Consider the following 18002-nt stretch of genomic DNA (forward strand, 5'->3'; position numbering starts at 1 on the left):
GCCGAGCCCCAACGGCAAAAGGCCGCCCGGAGGCGGCCTTTCGATTGTCTGAAGCGGCGGTGGCTTAGCGCTTCGAGAACTGGAAGCTGCGACGGGCTTTCGCCTTGCCGTACTTCTTGCGCTCGACGACGCGGCTGTCGCGGGTCAGGAAGCCACCCTTCTTGAGCACGGCGCGCAGCGTCGGCTCGTAGTAGGTCAGCGCCTTGGAGATGCCGTGGCGCACGGCGCCGGCCTGGCCGGAGAGGCCGCCGCCGACGACAGTGGCGACGATGTCGTACTGGCCCGAACGGTTCGAGGCGATGATCGGCTGGTTGAGGATCATCTGCAGGACCGGGCGCGCGAAATAGGTCGCGAATTCCTTGTCGTTGACGATGATCTTGCCCGAGCCGGGCTTCACCCAGACACGCGCGATGGCGTTCTTGCGCTTGCCGGTGGCATAGGCGCGGCCCGACTTGTCGAGCTTCTGGACGTGGACGGGGGCGGCCGGCTGCGTATTGGTGTTGCCGGTGGCGGTGCCCAATTCTGCGAGCGAGGAAAGCTCAGCCATCTTATGCGACCTTCTTGTTCTTGGAATTCAGCTTGGCCACGTCGAGAACCTGGGGCTGCTGGGCGACATGCGGATGCTCGGCACCTGCATAGACGCGCAGGTTCTTCATCTGGCGACGGCCGAGCGGGCCACGCGGCACCATGCGCTCAACGGCCTTCTCGACGACACGCTCGGGGAAACGGCCCTCGAGCAGCTGGCGCGCGGTGCGCTCCTTGATGCCGCCGGGGTGGCCGGTGTGCCAGTAATAGACCTTGTCGGTGAACTTCTTGCCGGTGAACACCACCTTGTCGGCATTGATGACGATGACGTTGTCGCCGTCGTCGACATGCGGGGTGAAGGTCGGCTTGTGCTTGCCGCGAAGATGATTGGCGATGACAGTGGCGAGACGACCGACGACGAGACCTTCGGCGTCGATCAGGATCCACTTCTTCACCACATCCGCAGGCTTCTGCGAAAAGGTTGTCATGTTTTCTGCTCTCGGTTCTGACCTTCACGGGGAAGGCGTTTCTTGTTGCTTGGATTGGCGAAAAGCGCTTGCCCGCCGCCAATAACAAAACGGCGGCCTTTGCGGGCCGCTGCTTCGTGAGGGCTTATAGGCGAGGGTGGTTGTGGCGTCAAGGCACGTGAAAAGGAGAATACCAGGCAAAGCGCAGCAAAAACAAAGGCTTGGGAAAAAGGTATTATTTTACCACACCGATCTGCGACCGCTTGTCTGGGGCAGTCTCAGTGCTTTGCCTCGATTTCCCTCCGAGCGGCGCTGGAAAGGAAGGCTGATCGTGTAATGCCGCGCTCACGGGCGGCGGCGTCGATCGCCCGCAAAACACCGCGCTCGAAAGTGACGTTCGCCCGGACGACCGCGCTGTCATTGTCGATGAGCGGCACCGAGACCAAGTAACCGCCTTCGGCAAGCGCGTTGCGTATATCGGGGCGGGCGACAATCGCTTCGTGGCTGGACGGTTCGGGAACGGGCATATCCTCCGCCCACAATTGCAAGGCTTCAACGGCATTGGGCAAGATGTCTTCCGCCGCGTCCGCAGCCGAAAAGCAGCCGGGAATGTCGGGAAAGCGGATGCCGAAAGCGCTATCGGGGTCTTTGTCGACCAAGGCGAAATAGTTCTTCATTGCGGTCTCCGGGCGTCAGCCTATTTGATCCAACCAGCTTGCTTGGCGATCGCGCGAGCAGTGCCGGTTGGCAGATCTTTCTCGGGATGCGGAACAATCAACACGATCCCGCCCTTCCGGAATTTGTGGTGCGAGCCGCGCACGGAAATCAGCTCGAACCCCTCCTCCCTGAGACGCTTTACGATCTTACGGCTGTCACGTTCCAGCAAAAGTCACCTATGCGCATATATATACACATCGAAGGAAAATTCAATCTTCAGGATCGCTTCGGCGGGATCGAATAGGTGCCCATGGCGTGCGCGATCGTGTGTCCGTCCGGGCCGGCGACGATGTCGATGTCGAACACCATCAGGCTCTTTCCCAGCTTCAGGATGCGGCAGTGGCCATCGATCGGCCCGGCCTCGGCCTTGCGGACGAAATTGATGTTGAGATTGGTGGTGACCGAGAGCGCATCCGGTCCGGCATGCGACAGCACGCAGACATACCCACCGATGTCGGCCAGCGTGAACAGCGAGGGGCCGGACACCGTGCCGCCGGGACGCAGATGCCGCTCGCCGGCATTGAGCCGGACAATACAGCCGCCCGGGAACACGTCGATCGTCTCGTAATATCTGAACTGCTCGTTGAGCTGCGGATAGACGGTCTCCATCAGCGCGTTGACTTTTTGTGCGGTCAGTACCGGCTTAAGATTGGAATGGGCGGGCATGTCGGCCTCTCGTTTTGTGCATGCCTGTATCAGCGCGCACGGCATTTCTGGCAACCTTCCTCCCTTGGCGCAAGCGATCGGTGTTGGACGAAACCCGATCCGGTATTAGATACTGTGCCTGCCCCGAGCGGAATCGCGGAGACCTCATCCATGGCCGAAATCACTTGCCATCAAGCCTGCTGCCGTCGACGGTCCGGTTGCCGCAAAACTGGACAAGGGCGTGCTGCGCCTGACCCTCGCCAATCCGCCCGCCAATGCGCTGTCGCTGGCGGTGATGGCGGCGCTGACGGCGGAGTTCGAGCGCGCCAGGGCCGACAAGGCCGTTCGCGTCATCGTTTTGTCGGCGGCCGGCAAGGTTTTCTGCGCCGGCCATGACCTCAAGGAAATGACCGCGCGACGCGCCGATGCCGATCGCGGCAAGGCCTTCTTCGAAGAGACGTTCGCGGCTTGTGCCGCGCTCATGCAGGCGATCGTGCGTCATCCCCTGCCGGTGATTGCCGAAGTCGATGGCCTAGCCACCGCCGCCGGGCTGCAACTGGTCGCCAGCTGCGATCTGGCGATCGCATCGCATGAGGCGACCTTCTGCACGCCGGGCGTCAACATCGGCCTGTTCTGCTCGACGCCGATGGTGGCGCTGTCGCGCAACGTTTCGCGCAAGCATGCGATGGAGATGCTGTTGACCGGCGAGACGATCGATGCGGCGACCGCCAAGGAGTTCGGTCTGGTCAACCGCGTCGTGCCGCGCGAATATCTGAATCAGATTGTCACCAAATATGCGCAAACCATTGCTTCCAAATCATCTTTGGTGGTCAAAACCGGCAAGGAGGCTTTTTACGCGCAGGCCGAAATGGGGCTGGCGGATGCCTATGCCTATACCGGCCGCGTCATGGTCGAGAACATGCTTGCGCGCGACGCGGAGGAAGGAATCGGCGCCTTCATCGGCAAGCGCAAGCCGGAGTGGGCGGACGAATAGGAGCATCACCATGGAACCGCGAATCTCCATCATCACCATCGCCACCGACGATCTCGACCGCGCGGTGCGCTTCTACGAAGCGATGGGGCTGACCCGTCACGCCGGCATTACCGAAGGTGTCGCCTTTTTCCAGATGGGCGGCGTCATTCTCGGCCTGTTCCCGCGCGAAAGCGCCGAAGAGGATTCCGGCATCGCCTTCGCCAAGGGGCCGTCCGCTGTTTACCTCGCCTACAACACCCGCTCCGACGCTGAAGTCGACGAGGTGCTTGCCAAGGCCGAGAAAGCCGGCGGCCGCATCGTCAAGCCGGCTGGGCGCGCCTTCTGGGGTGGCTGGTACGGCTATTTCGCCGATGCCGACGGGCATGTCTGGGAAGTGGCGCACAATCCGGCCTTTCCGATCGCGGAAGACGGCACGATTTCGCTGCCTGGCTGATGGCCCATCGCAAGCAGCTGACGCGGCTCAAGGCACCTTATCTCAAGCGCATCCTGCTCGACCCCGCACGGGTCGAGGATTGGGAAAAATACCCCTGGAACCTGCCGCTGTTTCGCGGCCACGACTTCGAACTCGAATTCACCACGCCGATCACCATTATCGATGATGCGACCCGGATGGCTTTCTCGCCGAGGCGTTGTATGAGGACGAGCCATGAACCACGATAGCTACGACAACACCTACATCGCCGGCATCCTCAACTCGGTGAAGACCATCGCCATGGTCGGCGCATCCGCCAATGATGTGCGGCCAAGCTATTTCGTGCTGAAATATCTGCTGGCCAAGGGATATCAGGTGTTCCCGATCAATCCCGGCCAGGCCGGCAAGGAAATCCTCGGCCGGATGACCTATGCTAGGTTGGCCGACATTCCGGAGCCGATCGACATGGTCGACATCTTTCGCGCGCCAGCGGCGGTGCCCGGCATCGTCGACGAGGTGTTGCGGCTCGACCCCTTGCCGAAAGTGATCTGGATGCAGCTTGGCGTCCGCCATGACGAGGCGGCCGTGCGCGCCGAGGCTGCGGGCATCAAGGTTGTGATGAACCGCTGCCCCAAGATCGAATACGGCAAACTGTCCGGCGAGATCGGCTGGACCGGCGTCAACTCCGGCGTGCTGTCGTCGAAGAAGCCGCTGATGCGCTCCGGATTCCAGAGTTTTGGCGTGCGGCAGAAATAGAAGCAAAATTATTCCGCGGGCCGGTGCATTTTCTCGTCGTTCGGCCGTAGATCGCTTGCCGAAGGGCATTTTCTTCTTTGCATTCGCGCCCGGGCTTCGCCAAGAATGCCCGGCGATTTCAAGAGTTTCAAAAAGGGAGGTTTTCAGTGACCCGCACGCCAGGTTTCAATACGCTCGCCGTCCACGCCGGCGCCAAGCCCGACCCGGCGACCGGCGCGCGTGCCACGCCGATCTACCAGACGACCTCCTTCGTCTTCGACGATGCCGACCATGCCGCCTCGCTGTTCGGACTAAAAGCCTTCGGCAACATCTACACCCGCATCATGAATCCGACGCAGGCGGTGCTGGAAGAGCGTATGGCGGCACTCGAAGGCGGCACTGCGGCTCTTGCGGTCGCCTCCGGCCATGCGGCGCAGGTGATCGTGTTCCACAATCTGATGCAGCCGGGTGACAATTTCGTCGCCGCCAACAAGCTCTATGGCGGTTCGATCAACCAGTTCGGCCATGCCTTCAAGAATTATGGCTGGGAGGTGCGCTGGGCCGACACCAACGACATCTCGACCTTCGAAAGCCAGATCGACGACCGGACCAAGGCGATCTTCATCGAGAGCCTGGCCAATCCGGGCGGCACCTTTGTCGATATCGAGAAGATCGGCGACATCGCGCGCAAGCACGGCCTGCCGCTCATCGTCGACAACACGCTGGCCTCGCCCTACCTGATCCGGCCGATCGAGCATGGCGCCGACATCGTCGTCCACTCGCTGACCAAATTCATCGGCGGCCACGGCAATTCGATCGGCGGTGCCATCGTCGATGGCGGCACCTTCGACTGGTCGAAGTCGGGCAAGTACCCGATGCTGTCGGAACCGCGCCCCGAATATGGCGGCCTCGTTCTGCACGAAACCTTCGGCAATTTCGCTTTCGCCATTGCCGCGCGCGTGCTCGGCCTGCGCGATCTCGGCCCGGCGATCTCGCCGTTCAACGCCTTCCTCATCCTGACCGGCCTGGAGACCTTGCCGCTGCGCATGCAGCGCCACTGCGACAACGCCGTGACGGTCGCTGCGTGGCTGTCCAACCACCCCAAGGTTGCCTCGGTTAATTACCCAGGCCTGCCCAGCGACAAGAACAACGCGCTGCAGAAGAAATATTCGCCGCTTGGCGCGGGCGCCGTGTTCACCTTCGCTCTCAAGGGAGGCTATGACGCCGGCGTCAAATTCGTCGAGGCGCTCGAACTGTTCTCGCACCTCGCCAATGTCGGCGACACCAAGTCGCTGGTCATCCACCCGGCATCGACCACGCACCGCCAGCTTTCCGACGAACAGAAGGTCAAGGCCGGCGCAGGACCGGACACGGTACGGCTGTCGATCGGCATCGAGGACGTCAACGACATCGTCGCCGACCTCGAACAGGCGCTTGCCAAGGTCTGATCATGACCGAGTTGAAGTTTCTCGCCATCGGCGTCGACGCTGTCGACGCTGAACAGGGCGCACCGGCGCCGGATCGCCTGATCTCGGGCGATCCGAAATTCCGCACCTGGAACGTCGAGGAGCGGGAGGGCGGCCTCTATGCCGGCATCTGGGAATCGACCCCCGGCAAGTGGCGCATCGTCTATGACGAGTGGGAGTTCTGCCACATACTGTCCGGCGTTTCGGTGATCGCGGAGGATGGTGGGCAGGCGCGCACCGTCAAGACCGGCGACTGTTTTGTCCTGAGGCCCGGCTTCAGGGGCAGCTGGGAAGTGCTTGAAACGACTCGCAAGGAGTATGTGATCAAGCTGTAGTCATCGAAGCTGGATCAGCCGACGCGATCGATGTTGCTGCCCGAAAACCCGTATTCCGCCATCATCTGCCGGTGCCAATCGCTACCCAGCAATTCAATTCATCGAGGCAGGAATCGATGCGCCGGAGCAGGGTAGCTGAGGCAGCCCCAGAACCCGTCAGAAACCGACCGCGAGCGTTTCCAATCCATGGAAGTGGTAAGTGTCGCGGAAGCTTGGGCTTTCGGCAAGATGGAGCTTTGGGTGCCGTTCGAACAGGGTTTTCAAGGATACCTGCAATTCGAGCCGGGCGAGCGGCGCACCGATGCAAAAATGGATGCCGGCGCCGAAGGATACGTTCTTCTGGTCCACACGATCGGGCCGGAAGGTCTGCGGTTCGGCAAAGATGCGCGGGTCATGGTTGGCCATGCCGAGCAGCAGCCCGATCGTCTGGCTCGGCTGCACGACGATGCCGGGCGAGACTTCGATCTCCTGATAGGCGTAGCGCGTGAACATATGCAGCGGCGCATCGAAACGCAGGCATTCCTCGACCGTTGCCGCGGTCGCTTCGGGTGAACTGAAGAAGCGGCGCGGATCGCCGCCTTGCGCCAGGATCGAGCGAACCGCGTTGCCGGTCTGATGCACCGTCGCTTCATGGCCGGCATTGAGCAGCAGGATCGCCGAGGACACCATCTCGTCCTCCGACAGCTTTTGGCCGTCCTCCTGCGCCGAGATCAGCAGGGACAGCAGGTCGTCGCCGGGGTTCTTGCGCCGCTCGGTGACGTAACCGCGCAGGAAATCGGCAAATTCGCCCGCGGCGCGGTTGGCCGTCTCCTCGGTTTCGCGCGTGCGGCCATGCATGTACATGGCAACCATCTTATGCGACCAGTCGAGCAGTTGCGGCCCCATCTCGACCGGCACGCCGAGCATTTCGGCAATGATGGTGATCGGCAGCGGCGCCGCGAAGGCGGGCAGCAGGTCGACGGCTTTGCCAGGTTTGAAACGGTCGATCAGCTCGTTGGCCAGCGCTTCGACACGTGGCCGCAGCCGTTCGACCTGGCGCGAGACGAAGGCACGGTTGACCAGCGTTCGAAGCCGCGTGTGCACCGGTGGCTCCAGTTCCAGCATCGAATTGGCTTCGATGCCGTCGAAAGCGCTGAGATGGCCTCGGTCTTGACCGATGCCGCGACTGTCTGGGATGCCGGCCGGGTTCTGGCGGCCGAAGCGGCGGTCGCGCAGCAGCCGGTTGACGTCGTCGAAGCCGCCAAAACACCAGAAGCCGAATTCTTCCCAGAAGAATGCATTCGATGCGCCATGCAGAAAGGCATAGGCCTCATAGGGGTTCTGAAAAAAGGCCGGCTCGTGCGGGTCCAATCGCAGGCGTCGAGTGGCTGGATCAAAGGCCAGGGCGGGTGGCGTCAATTTGCTCATGCCAGACCAATAGCGCGGCTTGCCAGCCGGGTTCCAGACCGTATGTTGGCGCCCGCAACTCAATGCGTTGAGCCAGCCGACACGGCTGCGGAAAGACTGATTTGATGAATGTCATCGTTGTCGGCGCGGGTATCGCCGGTCTCTCCACCGCCTGGTCGCTGGTCAAGGCCGGCCACAGCGTGTCGATCGTCGAACAGGGGCCGATCCCCAATCCGCTGGCAGCGTCGGGCGACCATCACCGCATCATCCGCCGCGCCTACCGGGCCGGAACCGGCTATGGCCGGCTGATCACCGAAGCCTATCAGGCCTGGGACGAGATGTGGGCCGATCTCGGCGAAAGCCATCTCGATGCGCGCGGATTTGTCTGCATTTCGCGCGAGCCTGGCGACGAGGCCGAGGAATACCGCGAAGGCCTGGAAGAAGGCAATTTTCCTTTCGAATTGCTGGAGCCGGACGCGGCCGTGAAACGCTGGCCGTTTCTCGAAGCCGGTTCTTTCCGCTACGCCTATTTTTCGACCGAAGGCGGCGCGCTGCATTGCCGCAAGATCGCGGCGGGACTGGCAAAGTGGCTGCGCGCCAACGGCGCCAATGTGTACGAACACAGCAAAGTTACCGCGATCGACTCCGAGGCCGGCCATATCGTGCTCGAAAGCGGTGAGACGATGCAGGCCGACCGCATCGTCGTCACGGCAGGGGCCTGGGTGCTGAAACTGTTCCCGGAACTGGACGGCGAATTGAAGACCTTTCGAACCGCGCTCGCCTATGTCGAACCACCGGCCGACCTCGAGGCCGCTTGGCAGGCGGCGCCGGTCGTCCTCGATATCGGCGGCGCGGTCGACGGCTATGTGATCCCGCCTTCGGGCGGCGCCGGCATGAAGTTCGGTTCGGGGCTGCACAGGGTGCCGACCAGCGATGCCGACTGGAACCGTCAGGCAGTGCCGGGCGAGGGCGAAGCGATCCGCAACCTGTTCTCGCCGCCGATCGCCCGGATCGAGGAATACAGGGTGACCGAGGTTGTCACCTGCGCCTACACCTTCACATCAGACGAGAAGTTCTTCGCCCATGAGCGAGGAAAATGCCTGATCGTTTCGGCCTGCTCCGGCCATGGCTACAAGTTCGGCGCGGCGGTTGGCCGGCGTGTTGCCGCCGCCGTTGGCAATGGCGATATCGCCGGCCTGAAGTCATGGTTGCGGGCGGAGCTGGCCTGAACGCCGCCGGCGTCCAACCTAATCCTGGCAATGCCTCGGAATATGCACGCGCCGCCAGCCCGATGAGCCTTCGCGGACCAGCACGCGACGCGCGACGGTCTGGTAGGAGGCGGGAACATCGATGATGCGCCTTTGCTCTGGCCGCACCAGGACCTCCTCGGCGATGCTGTCGTACTGTGCCGGGGTGACGACACGGCGCGTGCGCTCCGGCTGGATTACGACGGTTTCGGCGACGCGCTCATAGCGTGCCTTGTGCCAGATCTTGCACAGCACCTTACGGCCGTGGATGACGCGCCATTCCCAGGAATAGCCGCCATCGACCCGGACCGTATGGTAGACGGTGCGGGTGACGGCGGGCACGACCTCGTAAGTCACCTGTGCCGGAACGGTCATCACCACCCGTTCGCGGGTGCCGTAGATGGCAGGGACATAGTCGACGACCTGCTGGCCGGGTGGGCTGACCAGCACGTCTTCATAGACCGTGTCGTAGACATCAGGCGTTCGGACGGGTTCATAGCATTCGACGGCGCGGCCGCCGGCCGCCGTCTGCGAAATCGTGCCGAGCATGGTCAGCCCGGCAATGGTGAAGCATGCGGTTTTCCCAGGCATGACACTCCCCCTGTTGAACGGCACAATGACGGTTCAACGTTGGATTGTAGGGGAAGAGATGTCGGAGGAAAGTGGATTTGCCTTATTTCGTTAAGCGATGCGGTTAAGAAATTGCTACGATGGTGAGGACGCCGCCGAACGATCGCGGCACGGGTCGATGAATCCCGTGAAATGTAACCTTGATTCGACTTACCCAGATGGCTAGGAGGGGTCGGCCTTGCACAAGGATGAGCCGGCATCCTATTTACGGAATAACGATCCAGAACCGATTCTGCCCGATCCGCCAGCATTCCCGGCGCCGGAATCCCACCGCGAGATAAGAGATATCTGATGAAGAACCCCGTCGAAACATACATGAACCTCGTTCCGATGGTGGTCGAACAGACCAATCGCGGCGAGCGGGCCTACGACATTTTCTCGCGCCTCCTCAAGGAGCGTATCATTTTCATCACCGGTCCGGTCGAGGACGGCATGGCGACGCTGGTCTGCGCGCAGCTTTTGTTCCTCGAAGCCGAGAATCCGAAAAAGGAAATCAACCTCTACATCAATTCGCCGGGCGGCGTCGTCACCTCGGGCATGGCGATCTACGACACCATGCAGTTCATCAAGCCGGCCGTGTCGACGCTCTGCATCGGCCAGGCGGCCTCGATGGGCTCGCTGCTCCTGACCGCCGGCCACAAGGACATGCGCTTTGCCACGCCGAACGCCCGCATCATGGTTCACCAGCCTTCCGGCGGCTTCCAGGGCCAGGCGTCCGACATCGAGCGCCATGCCCAGGACATCATCAAGCTGAAGCGTCGCCTTAACGAGGTCTACGTCAAGCACACCGGCAAGAGCTACGAAGAGATCGAGAAGACGCTCGACCGCGACCATTTCATGACCGCCGACGAAGCCAGGGATTTCGGCCTCATCGACAAGGTCATTTCGTCGCGCGAAGCGGCAGAAAGCGCTGTGGCATAAAGGCCAGTTGGCAGTTGGATGGCGCCATCACGCGCTTTTGGTGCGTCTTGCGGCATTTCGGCCACAATTGGCTGTTCCCTCGGGGGACAGGATTGCCTACGTTAAGCCTATGTTGAGTTTCGGCGGCTTAGCTTTATGCGGGGTTGTCGCGAATCGTTGCCACGTTTTCTGATTTGTGTTTCGTACGGAAGCGTTGCGGGAGCCGGGACACACTGGCGGCGGCGGATTCCCGCGATAAATAGAATATGCGCCCTTTCAGCCAGACCATCGGCGGGCGGCCATGAAAGGACATGAAAATGAGCAAGGTCGGCAACAACAGCGGCGATTCCAAGAACACGCTTTACTGCTCGTTTTGCGGCAAAAGCCAGCACGAGGTGCGCAAGCTGATCGCCGGTCCGACGGTCTTCATCTGCGATGAGTGCGTCGAGCTCTGCATGGACATCATCCGCGAGGAGAACAAGACCTCGATGGTGAAGTCGCGCGAGGGCGTGCCGACACCGCAGGAGATCCTCAAGGTTCTCGACGACTACGTCATCGGCCAGCCTTACGCCAAGCGCGTGCTGTCGGTGGCGGTCCACAACCACTACAAGCGCCTCGCGCATGCCGGCAAGAACAACGATGTCGAGCTGGCCAAGTCCAACATCCTGCTGATCGGTCCGACCGGTTGCGGCAAGACGCTGCTTGCGCAGACGCTCGCCCGCATCATCGACGTGCCCTTCACCATGGCTGACGCGACGACGCTGACCGAAGCCGGTTATGTCGGCGAGGACGTCGAAAACATTATCCTCAAGCTGTTGCAGTCGGCCGACTACAATGTCGAGCGGGCCCAGCGCGGCATCGTCTACATCGACGAAATCGACAAGATCTCGCGCAAGTCGGACAACCCCTCGATCACCCGCGATGTGTCGGGCGAGGGCGTGCAGCAGGCGCTCTTGAAGATCATGGAAGGCACCGTTGCCTCCGTACCGCCGCAGGGCGGCCGGAAGCATCCGCAGCAGGAGTTCCTGCAGGTCGACACCGCCAACATCCTGTTCATCTGCGGCGGCGCCTTCGCCGGTCTGGACAAGATCATCTCGGATCGCGGCCGCAAGACGTCGATCGGCTTCGGCGCCGTCGTCGCTTCGCCCGAGGATCGCCGCACCGGCGATGTGTTCCGCCTTGTCGAGCCCGAGGATCTCTTGAAATTCGGTCTGATCCCCGAGTTTGTCGGCCGTCTGCCGGTTCTGGCCACGCTGGAAGACCTTGACGAGCCGGCGCTGATCCAGATCCTGACCGAGCCGAAGAACGCGCTGGTCAAGCAGTACCAGCGGCTGTTCGAGATGGAGAATGTCGACCTGACCTTCCACGAGAACGCCCTTTCGGCGATTGCCAAGCGCGCCATCGATCGCAAGACCGGCGCGCGCGGCCTGCGCTCGATCATGGAAGCGATCCTGCTCGACACGATGTTCGAACTTCCGGCGCTCGAAGGCGTGCGCGAAGTGGTGATTTCGGAGGAGGTGGTGACCGGCAGCGCCCGGCCGCTCTACATCTACTCCGAGCAGAAGGAAAAGAAGGGCAATGTCAGCGCCTGACATGAGCCCGCGGCGGAATTCTGAAACGGCGCCGCAAGGCGCCGTTTTGCTGTCGCGCGGGGTTTTGCGGGGGCGCCCGGTCCTAGCGTCGCAAATGTGTCACTTGCGGTACGTTGGAGGTACGGATTTGTACCCGCCCCTTGATCTTTGTGGGTCGTGCATCCAACTAATTGGAGAAGGCCGTGGTGCCCGATTTCTGTGCTGTAAAACTCCCGTCACAAACGGTGGTAGGCGGAACGATCCCCGGTCGTTAATATAAGATTCGCGGTTGGCTGATTGGCGGCCGCGACATGAAAGGTTGGACAATGGCCAAAATATCCAAGGCACCCAGCGACGGCGTCTTCGCGGTCCTCCCACTGCGCGACATCGTGGTATTCCCGCATATGATCGTTCCGCTCTTCGTCGGGCGTGAAAAATCGATCAAGGCGCTGGAAGAGGTGATGGGTCAGGAAAAGCAGATCCTGCTTGCCACCCAGATGAATGCCGCCGACGACGATCCCGAGCCCGATGCCATCTTCGACATCGGCACGCTCGCCAATGTGCTGCAATTGCTGAAGCTGCCCGACGGTACCGTCAAGGTTCTGGTCGAAGGCGCCTCGCGCGCGAAAATCGTCTCGTTCACCGACCGTCCCGACTTCCACGAGGCCCGTGCCTCGGCGCTGGTCGAGCCGGAAGAGGAAGAGGTCGAGGTCGAGGCGCTGGCTCGTTCCGTCGTCACCGACTTCGAGAACTACGTCAAGCTGAACAAGAAGATCTCGCCCGAAGTGGTGGGTGCCGCCAGCCAGATCGACGACTATTCCAAGCTCGCCGACACGGTCGCTTCGCATCTCGCCATCAAGATCCCTGAAAAGCAGGAAATGCTGGCCACGCTCTCGGTGAAGGAGCGTCTGGAAAAGGCGATGGGCTTCATGGAGGCCGAAATCTCCGTCCTGCAGGTGGAGAAGCGCATCCGCTCGCGCGTCAAACGCCAGATGGAGAAGACGCAGCGCGAATACTACCTCAACGAGCAGATGAAGGCGATCCAGAAGGAGCTCGGCGAGGGCGAGGACGGCCGCGACGAAGCCGCCGAGATCGAGGCGCGCATCAAGAAGACCAAGCTCTCCAAGGAGGCCCGCGAAAAGGCGGAAGCCGAGTTGAAGAAGCTCAGGACGATGTCGCCGATGTCGGCGGAATCGACCGTCGTGCGCAACTATCTCGACTGGATCCTGTCGATCCCGTGGGGCAAGAACTCCAAGGTCAAGCAGGATCTGGCTTTCGCGCAGAACGTGCTCGACACCGATCATTTCGGCCTCGACAAGGTCAAGGACCGCATCGTCGAGTACCTTGCCGTGCAAAGCCGCCAGAAGAAGCTGAAGGGGCCGATCCTGTGCCTTGTCGGCCCTCCCGGCGTCGGCAAGACCTCGCTCGGCAAGTCGATCGCCAAAGCGACCGGTCGCGAATTCATCCGCATGGCGCTGGGCGGCGTGCGTGACGAAGCCGAGATCCGTGGCCATCGCCGCACCTATATCGGCTCGATGCCCGGCAAGGTCATCCAGTCGATGAAGAAGGCGAAGAAGTCCAACCCGCTCTTCCTGCTCGACGAGATCGACAAGATGGGCCAGGACTTCCGTGGCGATCCGTCATCGGCGCTGCTCGAGGTGCTCGATCCCGAGCAGAACTCGACGTTCATGGACCATTACCTCGAGGTCGAATACGACCTGTCGAGCGTGATGTTCGTGACGACGGCGAACACGCTGAACATCCCCGCGCCCTTGATGGACCGCATGGAGATCATCCGTATCGCCGGCTACACCGAGGACGAGAAGATCGAGATCGCCAAGCGGCACCTGATGCCGAAGGTGGTGCGCGACCATGCCCTGCAGCCGAAGGAGTTCTCCGTCGGCGAGGACGCGATCCGCGCCATCATCCAGACCTACACCCGTGAAGCGGGCGTCAGGAGTCTGGAGCGCGAGCTGATGAAGCTCGGCCGCAAGGCGGTGACCGAGATCCTGAAGACGAAGAAGAAGACGGTGAACATCACGGCGGCGAACCTCGCCGACTACCTCGGTGTTCCGCGCTTCCGCTTCGGCCAGGTCGAGGCTGACGATCAGGTCGGTGTCGTTACCGGGCTCGCCTGGACGGAAGTCGGCGGCGAGTTGCTCACGATTGAAGGTGTCATGATGCCCGGCAAGGGCCGCATGACGGTGACCGGCAATTTGCGCGACGTGATGAAGGAATCGATTTCGGCGGCGGCTTCCTATGTCCGCTCCCGTGCCATCGATTTCGGCGTCGAGCCGCCGCTGTTCGACAAGCGCGACATCCACGTGCACGTGCCGGAAGGTGCGACGCCCAAGGACGGACCGTCGGCCGGCGTGGCGATGGCGACTGCAATCGTCTCCGTTCTGACCGGTATTCCGGTCAAGGCGGATGTGGCGATGACCGGCGAGATCACGCTGCGCGGCAGGGTCCTGCCGATCGGCGGCCTGAAAGAGAAGCTGCTTGCCGCATTGCGTGGCGGCATCAAGAAGGTGCTGATCCCGGAAGACAACGCCAAGGATCTGGCGGAGATTCCGGACAACGTGAAGAACGGCATGGAGATCATTCCGGTCGCACGGGTCGGTGAGGTGTTGCGCCACGCGCTGGTACGTATGCCGGAGCCGATCGAATGGGTCGAACCGGTCAATCCTCCGGCCACGACCGACACCACGGACGATGCCGGAAAGACGCTTGCGCATTAGAGCGTCGCGCGCCTACCTGGACGCGCGGAGGACGCTCTAATACCTGGACTTGCGCATGGTCCTTTCCGAAAACCGACCGCGGTTTTCGGGGCCATGCGTTGGTTTTCGCCAAGGTTGCAGTGCACAAACAGAGAGCCGGGCCCAGCGCCCGGCTTTTTCATGTGAAAAACCCAGCATTTCCGGGCTTTTTCCGCTTTTTTCCTGCCTTTTCGACTTGGTTGCGGCAACGCTTCTTTCTAAAGTCCGTTTCCTGCCGGATGAGTCGATAGTTCCGGTGTTCTCATGGAAGGGAATTTTTATGAACAAGAACGAACTGGTGTCCGCTGTCGCCGATGCCGCGAGCATTTCGAAGGGTGACGCGCAGTCGGCGGTCGATGCGGTATTTTCCGTGATCAGCGGCGAACTGAAGAAGGGCGGCGATGTCCGGCTTGTCGGCTTTGGCAATTTCACCGTGTCAAAGCGTGCGGCGTCGACCGGCCGCAATCCTCAGACCGGCGCCGAAGTGCAGATCCCGGCGCGCACCGTGCCGAAGTTCTCGGCCGGCAAAGGCCTCAAGGACGCAGTCAACTAAGCGCCTTTTTTCTTTTCAGAGACCAGAAAAGCCGGGCTTGCCCGGCTTTTCATTTTTGTGCCCTACACAGGTACATGCGACCAGAAAAGCCGGGCTTGCCCGGCTTTTCATTTTTGTGCCGGACGCCGAAGCGAATGGCGGCCGGTCATGCGGTCGGCGCCTCGGGTCGCATGAGGCCTTGCTTCTTGAGATCTGCCCAAAGCGCCGCGGGTAGTTTCGCATCGAGCAGCGAGCGGTTGCTCTCGACCTCGCTCGGCCGTTGGCCGCCGGGGATCACCGAGACGACCGACGGGTGCAGCAGCGGGAATTGCAGGGCGGCCTCGATCAGCCGCACGCCATGGCGCTTGCAGACGCTTTCGATACCGGCGACCCGGTCGAGGATGTCCTTCGGCGCTTCGGAATAGTTGTAGTAAGCGCCGGGCTTCGGTCCCGTTGCGAGGATGCCGGAGTTGTAGGGCCCGCCGAGAACGATGCCGATGCCGCGTGCCTGGCAGAGCGGCAGGAAGGATGTCAGCGCCTCCTGCTCCAGCAGCGTATAGCGCCCGGCAAGCAGGAACAGGTCGAAGTCGCCACGCTCGGCCAGCGTCTGCGCAACCTGCCACTCATTGATGCCGCCGCCGAACGCCTTGATGACGCCCTGGTCGCGGAGCGAGAGCAAGCCGTAGTAGCCCGAGCGCATGAATTCCTCGATGCGCCGGTCGGACGCTTCCTTGCTGCCATGGGTGAAGATGTCGACATCGTGCACGAACAGGATATCGATACGGTCGACGCCGAGGCGCTCCAGCGAGGCTTCGAACGAGCGCATGACGCCGTCATAGCTGTAGTCGTACACCTCGCGGCGCGACGGCGTGTCGAAGAACTTGCCGATGCCGGTGCGCTCTTCCGGCGGGCAGGCGCGCATGATGCGGCCGACCTTGCTCGACAGCACATAGTCGTCGCGCTTCTTGCCGCGCAGGAAAGGGTTGAGCCGCGTTTCCGACAGGCCAAGCCCGTAGAGCGGCGCGGTGTCGTAGTAGCGGCAGCCGGTCGCCCAGGCGGCGTCCAGCGTGGCATTGGCATCCTCGTCCGAGACGGCACGATAGAGATTGCCGAGCGGCGCCGTACCGAAGCCGAGTTCGGTGAAACTGATGCCGCCATTGCCGATGCGGTCGAAATGCCGTGTCTTCATATCCTGCCGTTTGCCTCGCTTGATTTGTCTGAAATGACACTATCATGCCTGTGGCTTGGCAAAAGCGCCGCGCGGCGTTGGACACGCATTTTCGCGGTTGCTAGCATGAACGAAATCAAGCTGTTCGTGGCGACAAGGGCGGCAAATCCCAGGGTGTTTTTCGATGGCAGGTTTGCGGTGAGCGACAAGAGCAAAGGCCTGTTCGAGACCGCGCTAGCCGAACTCGGCGGCGTGCTGGCGCGCGTCGACGAGCACCGGATCGATGCTGCCTGCAAGATGCTGGCCGGCGCCCCTCGGATCGTCGTCTATGGCTGCGGGCGCGAGGCCTTGCAGGTCAAGGGTTTTGCCATGCGGCTCTATCATCTCGGCCTGCCGGTCTCGGTGGTCGGCGACATGAACACGCCGCCCTTGGGATCGGGCGATGTCTTCCTGGCCAGTTCGGGGCCGGGAGAGACCTCGACCGTGCTGACCCTCATGCAGGTCGCGCACGATGCAGGCTCGACCAACCTGCTGCTGACCGCCCAAGCCGAAAGCAGCGCGGCGAAGCGCGCCGATTTCACGCTGCTCATTCCCGCGCAGACCATGGCCAACGATCAGGGGGCGCGGAAGACATCGGTCCTGCCGATGGGCTCGATGTTCGAGGGCGCGCTGTTCCTGCTGTTCGAGGTGATGGTGCTGAAGCTCAAGGATTTGATCGGCGCGTCGCCTGACGCGATGCGTGCCCGCCACACCAACATGGAATAGATCATGCGCTACGAATTGATGCTGCCACACCAGATCCGCAGGGCGATCGCCGAGAATTGGCCGGTCGCCCTGCCGCTCGGCGTGCTCGAATACCATGGCGAGCACATGGCCGTCGGCATGGACACGCTGGCCGTCATCAAGACGCTGGAGCTGTTCGAAAAGGAGAGGGACATCGTCATCCTGCCGCCCTTCTATTACGGTGCTGCGAGCTATGCGGTGGCGCCGCCGGAAGGCAGCGGCTCGGTGCAGGTCGGCGGCAATGCGCTGGCGCCGTTCGGCGAGGAGCTGTTCTACAGCTTGCTGCGCATCGGCTTTCGCAACATCCACGCCATCATCCACCATCAGACCGAGAATTTCGCCGCCGGCATGCCGACCGATCTGGCGTTCAAGACCGCCGGCCGCCAGGCGATCTTCCGCTTCCTCGAGAAGGAGCGCGGCGAGGGCTGGTGGGGCTCGGAGGCGATGGCCGGCTACTATGCCGAGCACGCCGAGGGCGATAATTTCTTCAACTGGGTGCAGGTGCATCCGCTGATGTCGCCCGACATGAACGGCAAGTACCCGTTCGATCATGCCGGCATCGGCGAGACCTCGCTGATGCTGGCGCTATGCCCGGAGGCTGTCGATGCGGGTCGCTTCGAAGACAACAAAAGCTGGTACACGGCGAGTGCCAGCGATGCTTCGGCGGAACTCGGTCAAAGGGGCGTCGCCATGATCATGGATCACCTGCGCACGATCTTGAGGAGTTAGCGCG

At 61.9% G+C, this 18002-nt stretch carries 20 protein-coding genes and 1 pseudogene; 13 read left to right on the forward strand and 8 right to left on the reverse strand.

The window, feature by feature from the left end:
* Window positions 1-64: 64 nt before the first annotated feature.
* The 5 genes from rpsI to NKG99_RS21175 form a co-directional block, all read right to left on the reverse strand.
* On the reverse strand, window positions 65-547 hold the full coding sequence (gene rpsI, locus NKG99_RS21155) for a 30S ribosomal protein S9 (RefSeq protein WP_352870569.1): 483 nt from the start codon (window positions 545-547) through the stop codon (window positions 65-67).
* A gap of 1 nt (window position 548) precedes the next feature.
* Window positions 549-1013: a 50S ribosomal protein L13 gene (gene rplM, locus NKG99_RS21160; RefSeq protein ID WP_023759853.1), complete on the reverse strand. Its 465-nt coding sequence runs from the start codon at window positions 1011-1013 to the stop codon at window positions 549-551.
* A 257-nt stretch (window positions 1014-1270) separates the two neighbouring features.
* Window positions 1271-1669, reverse strand: coding sequence for a type II toxin-antitoxin system HicB family antitoxin (locus NKG99_RS21165; RefSeq protein ID WP_352870570.1), 399 nt, complete (start codon window positions 1667-1669; stop codon window positions 1271-1273).
* Between the two features lie 20 nt (window positions 1670-1689).
* Complete coding sequence (locus tag NKG99_RS21170) at window positions 1690-1875, reverse strand: type II toxin-antitoxin system HicA family toxin (RefSeq protein WP_352870603.1); 186 nt, start codon at window positions 1873-1875, stop codon at window positions 1690-1692.
* A 50-nt stretch (window positions 1876-1925) separates the two neighbouring features.
* Window positions 1926-2375 carry a PaaI family thioesterase gene (locus NKG99_RS21175; RefSeq protein WP_352870571.1) on the reverse strand — a complete coding sequence of 150 codons (450 nt, stop codon included), beginning with the start codon at window positions 2373-2375 and terminating at the stop codon, window positions 1926-1928.
* A gap of 169 nt (window positions 2376-2544) precedes the next feature.
* Between NKG99_RS21175 and NKG99_RS21180 the strand changes: the two genes are divergently transcribed.
* From NKG99_RS21180 to NKG99_RS21205, 6 genes and pseudogenes are all read left to right on the forward strand, one after another.
* Complete coding sequence (locus NKG99_RS21180) at window positions 2545-3348, forward strand: enoyl-CoA hydratase (protein WP_352870604.1); 804 nt, start codon at window positions 2545-2547, stop codon at window positions 3346-3348.
* Window positions 3349-3358: 10 nt separating this feature from the next.
* Window positions 3359-3781: a VOC family protein gene (locus NKG99_RS21185; protein WP_352870572.1), complete on the forward strand. Its 423-nt coding sequence runs from the start codon at window positions 3359-3361 to the stop codon at window positions 3779-3781.
* Window positions 3781-3942: pseudogene (locus NKG99_RS21190) on the forward strand (AAA family ATPase); the annotation flags it as partial. The gene NKG99_RS21185 and the pseudogene NKG99_RS21190, both read left to right, overlap by 1 nt.
* A gap of 52 nt (window positions 3943-3994) precedes the next feature.
* On the forward strand, window positions 3995-4516 hold the full coding sequence (locus NKG99_RS21195) for a CoA-binding protein (RefSeq protein ID WP_352870573.1): 522 nt from the start codon (window positions 3995-3997) through the stop codon (window positions 4514-4516).
* 146 nt (window positions 4517-4662) lie between these two features.
* Window positions 4663-5943 (forward strand): O-acetylhomoserine aminocarboxypropyltransferase, encoded by a 1281-nt coding sequence (locus tag NKG99_RS21200; protein ID WP_024504598.1) that lies wholly within the window; start codon window positions 4663-4665, stop codon window positions 5941-5943.
* A gap of 2 nt (window positions 5944-5945) precedes the next feature.
* A complete protein-coding gene (locus NKG99_RS21205; RefSeq protein WP_352870574.1) occupies window positions 5946-6296 on the forward strand; it encodes a cupin domain-containing protein in 351 nt (116 codons plus the stop codon).
* 156 nt (window positions 6297-6452) lie between these two features.
* On the opposite strand, the gene NKG99_RS21210 is transcribed toward NKG99_RS21205, so the two are convergent.
* The gene (locus tag NKG99_RS21210; protein WP_352870575.1) at window positions 6453-7703 is read right to left on the reverse strand and encodes a cytochrome P450; all 1251 of its coding nucleotides are present in this window, start codon (window positions 7701-7703) and stop codon (window positions 6453-6455) included.
* Window positions 7704-7807: 104 nt separating this feature from the next.
* Between NKG99_RS21210 and NKG99_RS21215 the strand changes: the two genes are divergently transcribed.
* The gene (locus tag NKG99_RS21215; RefSeq protein ID WP_352870576.1) at window positions 7808-8911 is read left to right on the forward strand and encodes an NAD(P)/FAD-dependent oxidoreductase; all 1104 of its coding nucleotides are present in this window, start codon (window positions 7808-7810) and stop codon (window positions 8909-8911) included.
* A gap of 18 nt (window positions 8912-8929) precedes the next feature.
* Here the strand turns inward: NKG99_RS21215 and NKG99_RS21220 are convergent, their stop codons facing one another.
* Window positions 8930-9520: a hypothetical protein gene (locus NKG99_RS21220; RefSeq protein ID WP_352870577.1), complete on the reverse strand. Its 591-nt coding sequence runs from the start codon at window positions 9518-9520 to the stop codon at window positions 8930-8932.
* 330 nt (window positions 9521-9850) lie between these two features.
* Here NKG99_RS21220 and clpP point away from each other — a divergent pair, with 330 nt between their 5' ends.
* From clpP to NKG99_RS21240, 4 genes are all read left to right on the forward strand, one after another.
* The gene (gene clpP, locus NKG99_RS21225) at window positions 9851-10480 is read left to right on the forward strand and encodes an ATP-dependent Clp endopeptidase proteolytic subunit ClpP (protein WP_111545684.1); all 630 of its coding nucleotides are present in this window, start codon (window positions 9851-9853) and stop codon (window positions 10478-10480) included.
* Window positions 10481-10776: 296 nt separating this feature from the next.
* Entirely contained in the window at window positions 10777-12051 is a 1275-nt protein-coding gene (gene clpX, locus NKG99_RS21230; protein WP_352870578.1) for an ATP-dependent Clp protease ATP-binding subunit ClpX, read from the forward strand.
* A 305-nt stretch (window positions 12052-12356) separates the two neighbouring features.
* Complete coding sequence (gene lon / locus NKG99_RS21235) at window positions 12357-14768, forward strand: endopeptidase La (protein ID WP_352870579.1); 2412 nt, start codon at window positions 12357-12359, stop codon at window positions 14766-14768.
* Between the two features lie 298 nt (window positions 14769-15066).
* Window positions 15067-15339, forward strand: a complete 273-nt coding sequence (locus NKG99_RS21240; protein WP_027143628.1) for an HU family DNA-binding protein — start codon at window positions 15067-15069, stop codon at window positions 15337-15339.
* 145 nt (window positions 15340-15484) lie between these two features.
* On the opposite strand, the gene NKG99_RS21245 is transcribed toward NKG99_RS21240, so the two are convergent.
* On the reverse strand, window positions 15485-16507 hold the full coding sequence (locus NKG99_RS21245) for an aldo/keto reductase (protein WP_352870580.1): 1023 nt from the start codon (window positions 16505-16507) through the stop codon (window positions 15485-15487).
* A gap of 105 nt (window positions 16508-16612) precedes the next feature.
* Here NKG99_RS21245 and NKG99_RS21250 point away from each other — a divergent pair, with 105 nt between their 5' ends.
* Together NKG99_RS21250 and NKG99_RS21255 are read left to right on the forward strand one after the other, a co-directional pair.
* Window positions 16613-17251, forward strand: coding sequence for an SIS domain-containing protein (locus NKG99_RS21250; protein WP_502910983.1), 639 nt, complete (start codon window positions 16613-16615; stop codon window positions 17249-17251).
* Between the two features lie 3 nt (window positions 17252-17254).
* On the forward strand, window positions 17255-17998 hold the full coding sequence (locus tag NKG99_RS21255) for a creatininase family protein (protein ID WP_352870581.1): 744 nt from the start codon (window positions 17255-17257) through the stop codon (window positions 17996-17998).
* The last annotated feature ends 4 nt before the right edge of the window (window positions 17999-18002 follow it).

Source organism: Mesorhizobium sp. M1409 (assembly GCF_040317535.1).
In the GTDB taxonomy this organism is placed as follows: domain Bacteria; phylum Pseudomonadota; class Alphaproteobacteria; order Rhizobiales; family Rhizobiaceae; genus Mesorhizobium.